Origin of the sequence: Enterococcus sp. 3G1_DIV0629 (assembly GCF_002141285.1) — a bacterium.
GTDB lineage: Bacteria > Bacillota > Bacilli > Lactobacillales > Enterococcaceae > Enterococcus_B > Enterococcus_B lactis.
Map to the genome: position 1 here is coordinate 366,008 of NZ_NGLI01000002.1, position 15,088 is coordinate 381,095.

The 15,088-nt window shown below is 40.5% G+C and carries 25 protein-coding genes; all 25 read right to left on the reverse strand.

Annotated features, from left to right (window positions below; translation table 11 throughout):
• Positions 1 to 12: 12 nt before the first annotated feature.
• Positions 13 to 1,308 carry a preprotein translocase subunit SecY gene (secY, locus tag A5816_RS10525; protein ID WP_002288688.1) on the reverse strand — a complete coding sequence of 432 codons (1,296 nt, stop codon included), beginning with the start codon at positions 1,306 to 1,308 and terminating at the stop codon, positions 13 to 15.
• A complete protein-coding gene (rplO, locus tag A5816_RS10530) occupies positions 1,308 to 1,748 on the reverse strand; it encodes a 50S ribosomal protein L15 (RefSeq protein WP_002288687.1) in 441 nt (146 codons plus the stop codon). The genes secY and rplO overlap by 1 nt, the downstream gene beginning before the upstream one ends.
• 42 nt (positions 1,749 to 1,790) lie before the next feature.
• On the reverse strand, positions 1,791 to 1,970 hold the full coding sequence (rpmD, locus tag A5816_RS10535; RefSeq protein WP_002290455.1) for a 50S ribosomal protein L30: 180 nt from the start codon (positions 1,968 to 1,970) through the stop codon (positions 1,791 to 1,793).
• A 14-nt stretch (positions 1,971 to 1,984) separates the two neighbouring features.
• Complete coding sequence (rpsE, locus tag A5816_RS10540) at positions 1,985 to 2,485, reverse strand: 30S ribosomal protein S5 (RefSeq protein ID WP_002288681.1); 501 nt, start codon at positions 2,483 to 2,485, stop codon at positions 1,985 to 1,987.
• Positions 2,486 to 2,505: 20 nt separating this feature from the next.
• Positions 2,506 to 2,862: a 50S ribosomal protein L18 gene (gene rplR, locus A5816_RS10545; protein WP_002288679.1), complete on the reverse strand. Its 357-nt coding sequence runs from the start codon at positions 2,860 to 2,862 to the stop codon at positions 2,506 to 2,508.
• A gap of 160 nt (positions 2,863 to 3,022) precedes the next feature.
• On the reverse strand, positions 3,023 to 3,559 hold the full coding sequence (gene rplF, locus A5816_RS10550) for a 50S ribosomal protein L6 (protein ID WP_002309839.1): 537 nt from the start codon (positions 3,557 to 3,559) through the stop codon (positions 3,023 to 3,025).
• Between the two features lie 31 nt (positions 3,560 to 3,590).
• A complete protein-coding gene (gene rpsH / locus A5816_RS10555) occupies positions 3,591 to 3,989 on the reverse strand; it encodes a 30S ribosomal protein S8 (protein WP_002288675.1) in 399 nt (132 codons plus the stop codon).
• A gap of 35 nt (positions 3,990 to 4,024) precedes the next feature.
• Positions 4,025 to 4,210, reverse strand: coding sequence for a type Z 30S ribosomal protein S14 (locus tag A5816_RS10560; protein ID WP_002288673.1), 186 nt, complete (start codon positions 4,208 to 4,210; stop codon positions 4,025 to 4,027).
• Positions 4,211 to 4,228: 18 nt separating this feature from the next.
• Positions 4,229 to 4,768, reverse strand: a complete 540-nt coding sequence (gene rplE, locus A5816_RS10565; RefSeq protein ID WP_002288671.1) for a 50S ribosomal protein L5 — start codon at positions 4,766 to 4,768, stop codon at positions 4,229 to 4,231.
• A 27-nt stretch (positions 4,769 to 4,795) separates the two neighbouring features.
• Positions 4,796 to 5,104 (reverse strand): 50S ribosomal protein L24, encoded by a 309-nt coding sequence (rplX, locus tag A5816_RS10570; protein WP_002288670.1) that lies wholly within the window; start codon positions 5,102 to 5,104, stop codon positions 4,796 to 4,798.
• A gap of 36 nt (positions 5,105 to 5,140) precedes the next feature.
• The gene (rplN, locus tag A5816_RS10575; RefSeq protein ID WP_002288669.1) at positions 5,141 to 5,509 is read right to left on the reverse strand and encodes a 50S ribosomal protein L14; all 369 of its coding nucleotides are present in this window, start codon (positions 5,507 to 5,509) and stop codon (positions 5,141 to 5,143) included.
• A 57-nt stretch (positions 5,510 to 5,566) separates the two neighbouring features.
• Positions 5,567 to 5,833 (reverse strand): 30S ribosomal protein S17, encoded by a 267-nt coding sequence (rpsQ, locus tag A5816_RS10580; protein WP_002288668.1) that lies wholly within the window; start codon positions 5,831 to 5,833, stop codon positions 5,567 to 5,569.
• A 24-nt stretch (positions 5,834 to 5,857) separates the two neighbouring features.
• Positions 5,858 to 6,046 (reverse strand): 50S ribosomal protein L29, encoded by a 189-nt coding sequence (rpmC, locus tag A5816_RS10585; protein WP_002288664.1) that lies wholly within the window; start codon positions 6,044 to 6,046, stop codon positions 5,858 to 5,860.
• A complete protein-coding gene (gene rplP / locus A5816_RS10590) occupies positions 6,036 to 6,470 on the reverse strand; it encodes a 50S ribosomal protein L16 (protein ID WP_002288661.1) in 435 nt (144 codons plus the stop codon). Before rplP ends, rpmC begins: the two co-directional genes overlap by 11 nt.
• Positions 6,471 to 6,472: 2 nt before the next feature.
• Positions 6,473 to 7,129: a 30S ribosomal protein S3 gene (gene rpsC, locus A5816_RS10595; RefSeq protein WP_002288659.1), complete on the reverse strand. Its 657-nt coding sequence runs from the start codon at positions 7,127 to 7,129 to the stop codon at positions 6,473 to 6,475.
• 13 nt (positions 7,130 to 7,142) lie between these two features.
• The gene (rplV, locus tag A5816_RS10600) at positions 7,143 to 7,490 is read right to left on the reverse strand and encodes a 50S ribosomal protein L22 (RefSeq protein ID WP_002290452.1); all 348 of its coding nucleotides are present in this window, start codon (positions 7,488 to 7,490) and stop codon (positions 7,143 to 7,145) included.
• 22 nt (positions 7,491 to 7,512) lie between these two features.
• Positions 7,513 to 7,791 carry a 30S ribosomal protein S19 gene (gene rpsS / locus A5816_RS10605; RefSeq protein WP_002288655.1) on the reverse strand — a complete coding sequence of 93 codons (279 nt, stop codon included), beginning with the start codon at positions 7,789 to 7,791 and terminating at the stop codon, positions 7,513 to 7,515.
• 42 nt (positions 7,792 to 7,833) lie between these two features.
• A complete protein-coding gene (rplB, locus tag A5816_RS10610; RefSeq protein ID WP_002290451.1) occupies positions 7,834 to 8,667 on the reverse strand; it encodes a 50S ribosomal protein L2 in 834 nt (277 codons plus the stop codon).
• 38 nt (positions 8,668 to 8,705) lie between these two features.
• On the reverse strand, positions 8,706 to 8,996 hold the full coding sequence (gene rplW, locus A5816_RS10615) for a 50S ribosomal protein L23 (protein ID WP_086311303.1): 291 nt from the start codon (positions 8,994 to 8,996) through the stop codon (positions 8,706 to 8,708).
• Positions 8,996 to 9,619 (reverse strand): 50S ribosomal protein L4, encoded by a 624-nt coding sequence (rplD, locus tag A5816_RS10620; RefSeq protein WP_002290446.1) that lies wholly within the window; start codon positions 9,617 to 9,619, stop codon positions 8,996 to 8,998. Before rplD ends, rplW begins: the two co-directional genes overlap by 1 nt.
• A 27-nt stretch (positions 9,620 to 9,646) precedes the next feature.
• Positions 9,647 to 10,276: a 50S ribosomal protein L3 gene (rplC, locus tag A5816_RS10625; protein ID WP_002290445.1), complete on the reverse strand. Its 630-nt coding sequence runs from the start codon at positions 10,274 to 10,276 to the stop codon at positions 9,647 to 9,649.
• A 30-nt stretch (positions 10,277 to 10,306) separates the two neighbouring features.
• Positions 10,307 to 10,615: a 30S ribosomal protein S10 gene (gene rpsJ / locus A5816_RS10630; protein ID WP_002290443.1), complete on the reverse strand. Its 309-nt coding sequence runs from the start codon at positions 10,613 to 10,615 to the stop codon at positions 10,307 to 10,309.
• Between the two features lie 403 nt (positions 10,616 to 11,018).
• Positions 11,019 to 12,206, reverse strand: coding sequence for an elongation factor Tu (gene tuf / locus A5816_RS10635; protein ID WP_002373149.1), 1,188 nt, complete (start codon positions 12,204 to 12,206; stop codon positions 11,019 to 11,021).
• Between the two features lie 171 nt (positions 12,207 to 12,377).
• Positions 12,378 to 14,465, reverse strand: a complete 2,088-nt coding sequence (gene fusA / locus A5816_RS10640) for an elongation factor G (RefSeq protein ID WP_010731719.1) — start codon at positions 14,463 to 14,465, stop codon at positions 12,378 to 12,380.
• 93 nt (positions 14,466 to 14,558) lie between these two features.
• Positions 14,559 to 15,029 carry a 30S ribosomal protein S7 gene (rpsG, locus tag A5816_RS10645; protein ID WP_002290440.1) on the reverse strand — a complete coding sequence of 157 codons (471 nt, stop codon included), beginning with the start codon at positions 15,027 to 15,029 and terminating at the stop codon, positions 14,559 to 14,561.
• Positions 15,030 to 15,088 lie beyond the last annotated feature (59 nt).

Sequence of the window (15,088 nt, forward strand, 5' to 3'; positions counted from 1 at the left end):
CAACACGCTTTCTTACTCAATGAATCCAACATATTTACGTTTCAGCATTAAGCCTTCTAACTGTTTCGCAGTTTCTAAAGCTACACCGATAACGATCAGTAAGCTTGTACCACCTAATCCAATTGATTGTGGAAGATCCCAAACCATTTGAGCAATGATTGGAAGCAATGCCACTAAACCAAGGAAGACTGCACCAACTGTACTTAAGCGCATCAGTAATCTTGAGACATACTCTTCAGTCCCCTTACCAGGGCGTACGCTTGGTATATAACTTCCTTGCTTTTGCAAGTTTTCCGCTAATTTCTCAGGGTTTACTTGTACAAAGGCGTAGAAGAAAGTGAAGGCAACGATCAGAATCGTATAAATCGTAGCACCAGGTGCTGTATTATAGTTAAAGATCTCCATCATCACTTTATACCAGTTTTCAGAACCGAATCTACCACTCAATGCTTGTAAAACAGCATTTGGCGTAGCAATAAACGAACTAGCAAAGATAACTGGAATAACTCCAGCTGCATTTACTTTCAACGGCAGATAGCTGCTTGTAGGCGCGCCAGCGACACGTTTCGTATATTGGATCGGGATCTTGCGTTCAGCTTGTTGGAAAAATGTTACGAATGTCACGATCAATAAGACCGCTACTAATAAAATGGCCACAAAAATAGCAGATTTCCATATGTCTGAAGGATCGATATTTATAAAGTAATCTTCATAAATTTCTCTGATACTTTCAGGCAATCTAGAAATGATACCTGCAAAAATGATCATTGATACGCCATTTCCGATACCTTTTTCTGTGATCTGTTCTCCTAGCCAAGTAACAAACATCGTACCGGCTGTTAGAATCAAACCGATCGTTACGTAAGTTGCTACGTTAGGATTATTCACGAAACCTAATTGAGCGTATTGATTGAATCCAGCAGTGATACCGACAGATTGGATAAATGCCAATACTAATGTCAGATATCGAGTGGCTTGATTCAATTTTTTACGACCCACTTCCCCTTGTTTCGACCATTCAACAAATCGAGGCACGATGTCCATTTGAAGAAGCTGAATGACGATAGAAGCAGTAATGTATGGTGAAACCCCCATTGAGAAAATGGAGAAGTTTTGCATCGCACTACCACTTACCAAGTTCAACATATTGAAAAATGGCAAAGAAGAAAGGTTTTGCAATGAAGCAGCATTTACGCCTGGTACAGTGATATGTGCACCTAGGCGAAATACAAACAACACAAATACAGTAAATAGGATTTTTGATCTAATGTCTTTTACTTTAAAAGCATCTTTTAATAGTCTAAACATTAGATCACCTCGATTGATCCACCAGCCGCTTCAATTGCTTCTTGAGCTGCTTTAGAGAATTTTGCTGCTTTCACAGTTAATTTCTTGTTTAGTTCCCCGTTAGCTAATACTTTGATTCCAGCTTTTTCGTTTTTCACGATTCCAGCTTCAACTAAGGCAACAGGAGTTACTTCAGCTCCGTCTTCAAAGCGGTTCAATACATCAAGATTGATGACTGCATAGTCTTTACGGTTCACGTTTGTGAATCCTCGTTTTGGTAAACGACGGAACAATGGTGTTTGTCCCCCTTCAAATCCTAAACGCACACCACCGCCTGAACGGGCTTTTTGTCCTTTTTGTCCGCGTCCGGCAGTTTTTCCGTTACCAGATGAAGTACCACGACCAACACGGTTACGTACTTGGCGTGAACCTTCAGCAGGTTTTAATTCATGAAGTTTCATAGGTTTGGCACCTCCTTAATATTCTAGTTCTGATTTTTTTAATTAAACTTCTTCAACGTCCACTAGGTGAGAAACAGTATTGATCATGCCTTTAATTGCTTCATTAGAAGGCTTAACCACTGAACTGTTAATCTTTGTAAGACCTAACGCTTTAACTGTATCGCGTTGGTTTTGAGGACGTCCGATAATACTGCGTTTTAAAGTAACTTTTAATTCAGCCATTATTGTTGTCCTCCTTATCCGATTAATTCTTCAACTGATTTGCCGCGAAGTTCTGCAACTTCTTCTGCACGTTTCAATTGTTTCAAACCTTCAACTGTTGCGCGAACAACGTTGATTGGTGTATTTGAGCCTAAAGATTTAGAAGTGATATCTGCTACCCCAGCTAATTCTAATACGGCACGAACTGGTCCGCCAGCAGCAACCCCAGAACCTTCTACAGCAGGTTTCATTAGGATTCTACCACCACTAAAAGCACCGATTACTTCGTGTGGGATTGTTGAACCAACCATAGGTACTTCAACTAAGTTTTTCTTCGCATCTTCAATTGCTTTACGGATTGCTTCAGGAACTTCTTGAGCTTTACCTGTACCAAATCCTACGTGTCCGTTTTTGTCACCGACAACAACTAAAGCAGCAAAACGTAGACGACGTCCACCTTTAACAACTTTTGTTACACGGTTAATTGCAACAACGCGGTCTTCTAATTCCAAATGTTTTGGATCGATATAAACCATGAATGGTATTCCTCCTTCTTCTAAAATTCTAGTCCATTTTCGCGAGCAGCTTCAGCTAAAGCTTGCACACGGCCATGGTAAAGGTATCCACCACGGTCAAAGACTACTACTTTAATGCCTTTTTCAGCTGCACGTTCAGCAACTAGTTTACCGACAGCTTGTGCTGCTTCTGTTTTTGTTCCACCTGAAATTTCTTTATCCAAGGTAGAGGCACTTGCTAGCGTTACACCCGCTACGTCATCAATAATTTGAGCGTAGATGTTTTTGTTAGAACGAAAAACGTTCAAGCGTGGGCGCTCAGCAGTACCAGAGATATTGTTACGTACACGACGATGTCTCTTTTGACGTGTTTTGTTCTTATCTGGTTTTGTAATCACAATTGTCACCTCTTTATTTTTATTGTACTACTATTTCAAGCAGTAAATACGTTTCGAAAAATAGAAGCTGCGGCACAAGTAAAAATTTATTTTTTTGAAGGTAAACTTCAGCCAAATGCCTTTTTCCTGCTGCTGGCTTCTATGCAATTTTTCTAAACGATTATTTACCAGTTTTACCTTCTTTACGGCGTACATATTCGCCAACATAACGAATACCTTTACCTTTATAAGGTTCTGGAGGACGAGTTCCGCGAATATTTGCAGCTAATTCGCCAACTTCTTCTTTGTTCGCACCTTTAACAATTACTTGTGTGTTAGCTGGTACTTCAACAGTTACTCCAGCTGGTGGTGTGATTTCTACTGGATGTGAGTAACCAACGTTCAATACAAGTTTTGATCCTTGTAATTGTGCACGGTACCCAACCCCGATTAATTCTAACGCTTTTTGGAAACCTTCGCTGACACCTACAACCATGTTGTTGAAGTTCGCACGAGTTGTTCCATGAATTGTTTTCATTTCTTTACTGTCGTTTGGACGAGTGAAAGTCACTTCGTTTCCTTCGATATTCATTTTGATATCTGCTGAGAAAGTACGAGTCAATTCACCTTTTGGTCCTTTAACTGTAACGTTGTTTCCTTCTTGAGTAACTGTTACTCCTTCAGGGATAACAACGACTTTATTTCCGATACGGCTCACTTAAAGACACCTCCTTGTAGATTCTACTTGATTACCATACGTAAGCGATAACTTCGCCGCCGATATTTTTTTCACGAGCTTCTTTATCAGTGACAACACCTTCAGAAGTCGAAATGATTGCGATACCTAAACCGTTCAATACTTTTGGTACTTCGTCAGCTTTGACATAAGCACGCAAACCTGGTTTAGAGATACGTTTTAAGTTTGTGATAACACGTTCGCCGTTTTTACCAAATTTTAGGAAAACACGGATCACGCCTTGTTTGTCATCTTCGATGTATTCAACATCACGAACGAAACCTTCACGTTTCAAGATTTCAGCGATGTCACGTTTAATTTTTGATGCAGGTACTTCTAAAGACTCATGTTTAACCATGTTTGCGTTACGGATACGAGTTAGAAAATCTGCAATTGGATCTGTCATGACCATTGATCTTTTACCTCCTTCTTATGCGAATTTACTTTTTACCAGCTAGCTTTCTTCACGCCGGGAATTTGACCTTTATAGGCAAGTTCGCGGAAGCAAATACGGCAAAGATGGAACTTACGATAAACTGAATGTGGACGTCCGCAACGTTCGCAACGAGTATAAGCTTGTGTTGAAAATTTTGCAGGACGTTTGTTTTTAGCAATCATTGATTTTTTAGCCACGTAGTTCGCCTCCTTTAATTATTTTTGGAATGGCATGCCTAATTGTGTCAACAACTCACGAGATTCTTCATCAGAGTTTGCTGTTGTTACAATAACGATGTCCATACCACGTACTTTATCTACTAAATCATAATCTACTTCTGGGAAGATCAATTGTTCTTTAATACCTAAAGTATAGTTTCCACGACCGTCAAAGGCTTTTTTACTTACACCATGGAAGTCACGTACACGTGGTAGTGAAACTGAAACCAATTTGTCTAAGAATTCGTACATTCTTTCTCCGCGCAATGTAACTTTTGCACCAATTGGCATTCCTTCACGTAAACGGAATCCAGCGATTGATTTTTTAGCTTTTGTAATCATTGGTTTTTGACCAGTGATCAAAGTTAATTCTTCAACTGCTTTATCTAAGTTTTTAGCGTTTGATACCGCATCACCAACACCCATGTTGATGACGATTTTTTCAACTTTAGGTGTTTGCATAACAGAGCTATAGTTAAATTTTTCCATCAATGATGGAGTTACTTCTTTAAGATATTTTTCTTTTAGGCGGTTCATTCAGTAAGACCCTCCTTCCTTAAACTTTTATTTATCTAAAACTTCACCGGTTTTTTTAGAAACACGGACTTTTTTGCCGTCTACTTCTTTGTAGCCAACTCGGCCAGCTACACCAGTAGAGTCAACCACCATCACGTTAGAAACATGAATTGGCGCTTCCATCTCAACAATTCCACCTTGAGGAGCAGCTTGAGAAGGTTTTTGGTGTTTTTTAACGACATTTACACCTTCGACAATAACTTTATCTTTTTTCGGGAACGCTGCTAGTACAACGCCTTCTTTGTTTTTGTCTTTTCCAGTGATAACTTTAACTTTATCGCCTTTTTTAACAAACATAACTGTTTCGCACCTCCTTTGATAAGTGTCTCAAGATTATAAAACTTCTGGTGCTAGTGAAACGATCTTCATGAAGTTGTTTTCACGTAGTTCACGTGCAACTGGCCCAAAGATACGTGTTCCACGAGGGCTTTTATCATCACGAATAATCACTGCAGCATTTTCATCAAATTTAATATATGAACCGTCTGTACGACGAGCTCCTGATTTTGTTCGAACGATAACGGCTTTAACGACGTCACCTTTTTTGACAACCCCACCTGGCGTTGCTTGTTTAACCGTAGCAACGATCACATCACCGATGTTAGCAGTTTTACGACCAGATCCACCAAGGACTTTGATCGTCAAAATTTCACGTGCGCCTGAGTTATCAGCGACTTTTAAACGACTTTCTGCTTGGATCACGTTGTGTATCCTCCTTTCAGATTTTGCATTCAATCTATATAGGAAAATCTCGTGTTATTAGATAATAACTGCTTCTTCGACTACTTCCAACAAACGGAAACGTTTTGTAGCTGATAATGGACGAGTTTCCATAATTCTCACGATGTCGCCAACTTTTGCTGTGTTGTTTTCATCATGCACTTTGTATTTCTTAGAATAGTTCATGCGTTTGCCATAGATAGGGTGGTTTTTCTTTGTTTCGACAGCAACGGTAATTGTTTTATCCATTTTGTCTGAAACCACGCGACCTTGATAAACTTTGCGTTGATTTCTTCCTTCAGTCATACGCTTAATGGCCTCCTTCCATAATTACTTAGCTTGTTCACGCAACACAGTTTTGATGCGTGCAATCGATTTACGTACTTCTTTAATACGTGCAGTGTTTTCTAATTGACCTGTTGCTAATTGGAATCTAAGATTAAACAATTCTTCTTTTAATTGTTTTTCTTGATCAAGCATTTCGGCAGTGGTTAATTCTCTGATTTCTTTAACCTTCATTCGATTCACCACCCATTTCCTCACGTTTTACGATCTTAGTTTTCATTGGTAATTTGTGAGAAGCTAGACGTAACGCTTCACGAGCTACTTCTTCAGGAACGCCTGCGATTTCAAACATGATTTTACCACGTTTTACTGGTGCAACCCATCCTTCAGGTGCCCCTTTACCAGAACCCATACGTACCCCAATTGCTTTGGCAGTATAAGATTTGTGAGGGAAAATTTTAATCCATACTTTCCCACCACGTTTCATGTAACGAGTCATTGCGATACGAGCAGCTTCGATTTGGCGGTTTGTGATCCAATGTGAATCAACAGCTTGCAAACCGTATTCACCGAATGCTACTTCTTTTCCGCCTTTAGCTTCCCCGCGCATTTTTCCGCGGAATTCACGACGGTGTTTTACACGTTTAGGTACTAACATGATTATTTCCCTCCTTTCTCAGTGTTTTTTTTAGTTGGAAGAATTTCTCCACGATAGATCCACACTTTAACTCCTAGTTTTCCGTATGTTGTATCTGCTTCTTCCCATGCGTAATCAATGTCCGCACGTAAAGTATGAAGAGGAACAGTTCCCTCTGAGTATCCTTCTGAACGAGCGATATCTGCTCCGTTTAGACGACCAGATACTTGAGTTTTGATCCCTTGAGCGCCAGCACGCATTGAGCGTTGGATCGCTTGTTTTTGAGCGCGACGGAAAGCAACACGGTTTTCTAATTGACGTGCGATTCCTTCACCTACTAATTTTGCATCTAGATCTGGTTTTTTGATTTCCACGATGTTGATGTGGATTCTTTTACCAGTTAATTTGTTTAATTCTTTTCTTAGGCTTTCGACTTCAGAACCGCCTTTACCAATAACCATACCTGGTTTAGCTGTGTGAATTGAAATGTTTACGCGACCTGTTGCACGTTCGATTTCAACTGTTGATACAGCAGCATCAGCAAGTTTAGTTGAAATAAATTTACGGATTCTTAAATCTTCGTGTAAGAACTCAGCATACTCTTTTTCAGCATACCATTTAGCATCCCAGTCGCGGATGATGCCTACACGCATTCCAATTGGATGTACTTTTTGACCCACTGATTATCCCTCCTTATTTTTCTGATACGACTACCGTGATATGACTTGTACGTTTGTTGATTGGAGAAGCTGATCCTTTTGCACGAGGACGGAAACGTTTCATTGTAGGTCCTTCGTTAACAAAAGCTTCGGTTACTACCAAGTTTTCAACATCTAAGTCAAAGTTATTTTCTGCATTCGCAACTGCTGACATCAATACTTTTTCAATGATTCCAGCAGATTTGTTTGGTGTGAATTTCAAGATTGAAATTGCATCTGCGACACTTTTACCTCTGATAAGGTCAATTACTAAACGGGCTTTTCGAGGTGAAGTGCGAACTGTTTTTGCAGTTGCTTTAGCTGATGTGATTTGTTCTGCCATTTGGATTTATCCTCCCCTCAAATTAGCGTTTCGTTTTCTTATCGTCAGCAGCATGTCCACGATAAGTTCTTGTAGGTGCAAATTCACCTAATTTGTGTCCTACCATGTCTTCTTGGATGTAAACTGGTACATGTTTACGTCCATCATAAACTGCGATGGTATATCCAACAAAACTTGGGAAAACTGTTGAACGGCGTGACCAAGTTTTGATAACTTTTTTCTTTTCAACCCCTGCTTGAGCTTCAACTTTTTTCATTAAATGCTCATCGACAAAAGGTCCTTTCTTTAAACTACGACCCATGGTGAACCTCCTCTCAAAATGTGCGACACATGGTCAAAGTAATTATTTATTTTTGCGACGACGAACAATAAGTTTGTCTGATTTAGCTTTTTTGTTACGAGTTTTGTAACCAAGAGCTGGTTGACCCCAAGGAGAAACTGGTGCTTTACGTCCGATAGGAGCTTTACCTTCACCACCACCGTGTGGGTGATCATTAGGGTTCATTACGCTACCACGTACAGTTGGGCGTTTACGCATCCAACGAGAGCGTCCAGCTTTACCGATGTTGATTAATTCGTGTTGTTCGTTGCCTACAGAACCGATTGTTGCGCGGCATGCAGCTAAGATCATACGAACTTCACCAGAGTTCAAGCGGATCAATACGTATTTGCCTTCTTTACCAAGTACTTGAGCACTTGTACCAGCAGAACGGATCAATTGTCCACCTTTACCAGGTTTCATTTCAATGTTGTGGATAACAGTACCAACTGGAATGTTTTCTAATGGAAGAGCATTTCCGACTTTGATATCTGCTTCTGGACCTGAAACAAGTTTCATACCCACTTCTAGTCCTTTAGGTGCTAAGATGTAAGCTTTCACTCCATCTTCATAGTGTACTAACGCGATGTTAGCTGAACGGTTTGGATCATATTCGATCGTTTGAACAGTTGCAACAACGTTGTCTTTGTTACGTTTGAAGTCGATCACGCGATATTGGCGTTTGTGTCCGCCACCTTGATGACGTACAGTGATGCGGCCGTTGTTGTTACGTCCAGCATGGTTTTTCAATGGTTGTAACAATGATTTTTCAGGTGTTGATGTTGTGATTTCAGCAAAATCAGAACCTGTCATGTTACGACGACCATTTGAGGTAGGTTTGTACTTTTTAATCGCCACGTTTTTCCCTCCTAATTTAATGAGTTATCTATTAGTGCTTATTCAGCAACTTCGAATAATTGGATTTCTTTTGAATCTTCAGTCAATGTAACGATCGCTTTGCGACGTTTTTTTGTATATCCTGCATATTTGCCCATACGTTTGAATTTCGCACGTACGTTCACGATGTTCACGTTTTTGACTTTAACGTCAAAAGCAGCTTCTACCGCTTGTTTTACTAAAGTTTTGTTTGCGCGAGTGTCCACTTCAAAAGTGTATTTCTTGTCATCCATGGCAAGCATTGATTTTTCAGTGATCACTGGGCGTTTGATTACGTCTAGTAAGTTCATTATGCAAGCACCTCCTCAATTTGAGTAAGAGCAGTTTGTGTTGCTAACACTTTTGTATTTGATACAACGTCTAGCACACTCACATTATCAGAAGTTACTACAGAAACGTTTGGTAAGTTACGTGCTGATAAAGCAGCAAAGTCGTTACCTTTTTCTAGAACAACCAATACTTTAGAGTCGATAGATAAGTTAGCAAGAACTTGTTTGAATTCTTTTGTTTTTGGTGCGTCGAAGTTCAAGCCTTCGATTGCTACCAAGTTGTTTTCAGCAACTTTTTCTGACAATACAGATTTCATTGCTAAACGACGAACTTTTTTAGGAAGTTTGTAGCTGTAAGAACGTGGTGTTGGTCCAAAGACTACGCCACCTCCACGCCATTGTGGTGAGCGGATAGATCCTTGACGTGCACGACCTGTTCCTTTTTGACGCCATGGTTTACGTCCACCGCCACGAACAGCGCTACGGTTTTTAACCGCGTGTGTTCCTTGTCTTAATGACGCACGTTGCATTACGATTGCATCGTAAACAACACTTTCATTAGGTTCAATTCCGAAGATTTCTTCGTTAAGTGTGATTTCACCGTTTTGGCTTCCATCTTGTTTGAATAATGCTACATTCGGCATTCCTTAGTTCCTCCTTTCTTCCTACAATTATTTAGCTTTCACAGCTGATTTGATAGTGATTAAAGATTTTTTCGCTCCAGGAACATTACCTTTGATCAAGATAACATTTCTTTCTGCATCTACACGTACAACTTCCAAGTTTTGGATAGTTACGCGGTTGCCACCCATACGGCCAGCAAGACGTTTGTTTTTGAATACACGGTTAGGTGCAACTGGACCCATTGACCCAGGACGACGATGGTAACGAGAACCGTGAGCCATTGGTCCGCGGCTTTGTCCATGGCGTTTGATAACCCCTTGGAATCCTTTACCTTTCGTAGTACCTGTTACATCAATAATGTCTCCTGCTTGGAAAACATCTACTGTAATTTCTTTTCCTACTTCATATTCTCCTAGCTCAACATTTTTGAATTCACGAATGAAGCGCTTAGGAGCCGTGTTTGCTTTTGCAACATGACCTTTCGCAGGTTTGTTTGATAAAACTTCACGCATATCTTGGTAACCAACTTGAATAGCTTCGTAGCCATCCGTTTCCATTGTTTTCACTTGTAGTACTACGTTTGGCGTAGCTTCTACAACAGTAACTGGAATTAATTCACCAGATTCAGTGAAGATTTGTGTCATTCCCACTTTTTTCCCTAAGATTCCTTTGGTCATGAGTACACCTCCATTATTTTTGTTTTAGTTTTATAATTTGATTTCGATGTTTACACCAGATGGTAAGTCTAGCTTCATCAAAGCATCAACAGTTTTTGGTGTTGGGTTCACAATGTCGATAAGACGTTTGTGTGTACGCATTTCGAATTGTTCGCGTGAATCTTTGTATTTATGAGTCGCACGGATGATTGTGTAAAGACTGCGTTCAGTTGGTAATGGAATTGGACCAGACACGCTAGCTCCAGTTCTTTTTGCAGTTTCCACGATTTTATCCGCTGATTGATCTAAAATACGGTGTTCATACGCTTTTAAACGGATACGAATTTTTTGTTTTGCCATCTTGTTCCCTCCTTCGCCTATTTTGAAAAGTAGACATAGCTCCACGAAAATTTCCGTCACGCTCGTTCGTGGCAAAGCGTCCGGGCGTGTCGCAACCTCTCGTTTCTTAGCCGACGAAATCAATCTGATTACGTCTGTGCAATTCACTAAAGTAAACGCACCTTTGTCATTATAATATATATAAACTCACAACGCAAGGCTTTTTCTTGTAAAAAACATTTTGTTTTCATAAAGTTTCATTTAAAAAACACTAACCCTTTTATTTCGCGTTCCTTCTATTATAATGCCCTGTCTTTTCTTTCCTGAGCCTGCAATAAATAAAAAAGCTCGGAACAAAGATCCTGAGATCTTCATTCCGAGCGATTACGTCCGAATAAATGTTGCTTAGTTTTGCTTAATTCAATTAAGCTTTGATTTCTGTAACGACACCGGCACCAACTGTACGTCCGCCTTCACGGATTGAGAATTTAGTACCGTTTTCGATAGCGATTGGGTGGATTAATTCAACTTCCATTGTTACGTTGTCGCCAGGCATAACCATTTCAGTTCCTTCTGGTAATTCAACAACACCTGTTACGTCAGTTGTACGGAAGTAGAATTGTGGACGGTAGTTAGTGAAGAATGGAGTGTGACGTCCACCTTCTTCTTTTGTCAACACGTATACTTCTGCAGAGAATTTTGTATGAGGTGTGATTGTACCTGGTTTAGCCAAAACTTGTCCACGTTGGATGTCTTCACGTGCAACACCACGTAGTAAAGCACCAATGTTGTCTCCAGCTTCAGCGTAGTCTAACAATTTACGGAACATTTCAACACCAGTAACTGTTGTTTTTGAAGTTTCTTCAGAAATACCAACAACTTCAACTTCGTCACCAACGCGAACTTGTCCACGTTCCACACGACCTGTAGCAACAGTACCACGACCAGTAATTGAGAACACGTCTTCAACTGGCATCATGAATGGTTTGTCGTTTTCACGTTCTGGAGTTGGGATGTATTCGTCAACTGCAGCCATTAATTCAAGAATTTTTTCTTCGTATGAAGCGTCGCCTTCTAGAGCTTTCAAAGCTGAACCAGCAACTACAGGAACATCGTCACCAGGGAATTCGTATTCTGTTAATAGGTCACGAACTTCCATTTCAACTAATTCTAGTAATTCTTCGTCATCAACCATGTCTACTTTGTTCAAGAATACAACGATGTAAGGAACACCAACTTGACGAGACAATAGGATGTGTTCACGAGTTTGAGGCATAGGGCCATCAGCAGCAGAAACTACCAAGATAGCTCCGTCCATTTGAGCAGCACCAGTGATCATGTTTTTAACGTAGTCCGCGTGTCCTGGGCAGTCAACGTGAGCATAGTGACGTGCGTCAGTTTCGTACTCAACGTGAGCTGTTGAGATTGTGATTCCGCGTTCGCGTTCTTCTGGAGCACCATCGATTTGATCGTAAGCCATAGCTTGGCCGCCGTTTTTCTTAGATAGTACAGTTGTGATTGCAGCTGTTAATGTAGTTTTACCATGGTCAACGTGTCCGATAGTACCAATGTTAACGTGTGGTTTAGAACGGTCAAATTTTTCTTTTGCCATTTTAAAATGTCCTCCTAAAAATACAATATATTTTTTATTTGTCTGATAGGTATATGATGTACACGAGGTACACCACATGCCCATATCATCGATAATTATTTTACACGAAACTATATTAAAAATATAGTCTCTTTGGATAATCTCTTTGCAGGACTATCCGGTTTTAAGAAATTATTCAGCTTTTCCGCCGTTTTTCTTAATGATTTCTTCTTGTACTGATTTTGGTACATCTTCGTAGTGGTCAAATGTCATTGTAAATGTACCACGACCTTGAGTAGCAGAACGAAGAGTTGTAGCATAACCAAACATTTCAGCAAGTGGAACCATCGCACGAACAACTTGTTGGCCGCCAGCGCGAGCTTCCATACCTTCAACACGTCCACGACGAGCAGTTACGTGACCCATAACATCACCTAAGTAATCTTCAGGGATAACAACTTCTACAGCCATGATTGGTTCAAGGATTACTGGATTAGCTTTCTTAGCTGCTGCACGTAATGCCATAGAAGCAGCAACACGGAAGGCAGTTTCATTTGAATCGACATCATGGTATGAACCATCGTAAAGTTTAGCTTTGATATCTACTAATGGATAGCCAGCTAAGACACCATTTTCCATAGCATCTTTCAAACCAGTTTCAACAGCTGGAATGTATTCACGAGGAACAACCCCACCAACGATCGCATTTTCAAATTCGAAACCAGCACCTTCTTCGTTTGGTGTAAATTCGATCCATACGTGACCGTATTGACCTTTACCACCAGACTGACGTACAAACTTACCTTCGGCTTGAGTGCCAGCACGGAAAGTTTCACGGTAAGATACTTGAGGCGCACCTACGTTAGCTTCAACTTTGAATTCACGACGCATACGGTCAACGATGATATCTAAGTGAAGTTCACCCATACCAGCGATGATTGTTTCGCCTGTTTCCACGTTTGTTTCAGCACGGAAAGTAGGATCTTCTTCAGATAGTTTTTGTAAAGCCACACCCATTTTATCTTGGTCAGCTTTTGATTTAGGTTCAATAGCGACTTGGATAACTGGTTCTGGGAATTCCATTGATTCAAGAATAACTAGATTCTTTTCATCACATAGTGTGTCCCCAGTAGTTGTGTCTTTCAAACCAACAGCAGCAGCGATATCTCCAGCGTAAACTTCAGAGATTTCTGAACGAGAGTTGGCATGCATCTGTAGGATACGACCAACACGTTCGCGTTTGCCTTTTGTTGCGTTTTGTACGTATGAACCTGATTTTAAAACACCAGAGTACACACGGAAGAAAGTTAAACGACCTACGAATGGGTCAGTCATAACTTTAAATGCTAAAGCTGAGAAAGGAGCGCTGTCGTCTGCAGGACGTTCTACTTCTTCATCAGTTTTAGGGTCAATCCCTTTGATAGCTGGGATATCTAACGGTGATGGCAAGTAATCAAGAACAGCGTCCAATAGTAGTTGAACCCCTTTGTTCTTAAATGCTGAACCACATAGTACTGGGTAGAATTCTACGTTAACTGTTGCGCGGCGGATACCTTCTTTTAACTCAGCTTCAGTGATTTCTTCACCTTCTAAGTATTTCAAAGTAAGTTCTTCATCAGTTTCAGCTACAGCTTCAACCAATTTTTCGCGCCATTCTTCAGCTAATTCGCGGTATTCTTCAGGAATTTCTGTTTCTTCGATCTCTGTTCCAAGATCGTTTGTATACATTTCAGCCTTCATTGTTACAAGGTCAATAATTCCTGTAAAGTCGTCTTCCGCACCAATTGGTAATTGGATTGGGTGAGCGTTTGCTTGCAAACGGTCATGTAAAGTTGATACTGAATATAAGAAGTCAGCACCGATCTTGTCCATTTTGTTTGCAAATACGATACGAGGTACACCGTAAGTTGTAGCTTGACGCCAAACTGTTTCAGTTTGAGGTTCAACACCTGATTGTGCATCAAGAACAGTTACAGCACCATCAAGTACACGCAATGAACGTTCAACTTCAACTGTGAAGTCTACGTGTCCTGGTGTGTCGATGATGTTGATTCGGTGACCCTTCCATTGTGCTGTAGTAGCAGCAGAAGTGATCGTAATCCCACGTTCTTGTTCTTGTTCCATCCAGTCCATTTGTGAAGCTCCTTCATGAGTTTCACCAATTTTATGGATTTTACCAGTATAGTACAAGATACGTTCAGTAGCAGTCGTTTTACCAGCATCGATGTGGGCCATGATACCGATATTACGAGTGTTGTGTAAAGAAAATTCTCTGGTCATTCTCCTTGTTTCTCCTCTCTTTACTATCTAGTTGCTAAAAATAAGGACACTATCTGAGGTCGGCTTATAAAAGCCGACCAAACAGAGAGAATCTTACCAGCGATAGTGAGCAAACGCACGGTTGGCATCAGCCATTTTATGAGTGTCTTCACGTTTTTTAACAGAAGCACCTGTGTTGTTTGCAGCATCCATGATTTCTTTTGCTAAGCGTTCTTCCATTGTGTGTTCACCGCGCAAGCGAGCGTAGTTTACTACCCAACGAAGACCTAGAGTAACCCGGCGTTCAGGGCGAACTTCAACTGGTACTTGGTAGTTTGAACCCCCAACACGACGTGCTTTAACTTCAAGAACAGGTTGAACGTTTTTCATTGCTTGTTCAAACACTTCTAATGGATCGTTACCTGTAGATTCTTTGATCAAGTCAAAGGCATTATAGATAATGTTAGCTGCAATCCCGCGTTTTCCGTCAACCATTACACGGTTGATCAAGCGAGTTACTAATTTTGAGTTATAAATAGGATCTGGTAAAACATCACGTTTTGCAACAGGACCTTTACGTGGCATCCGTAACTCCTCCTTCCGAAATATTGTTCATAGTAATTACTTCTATATAATAGAAGCAA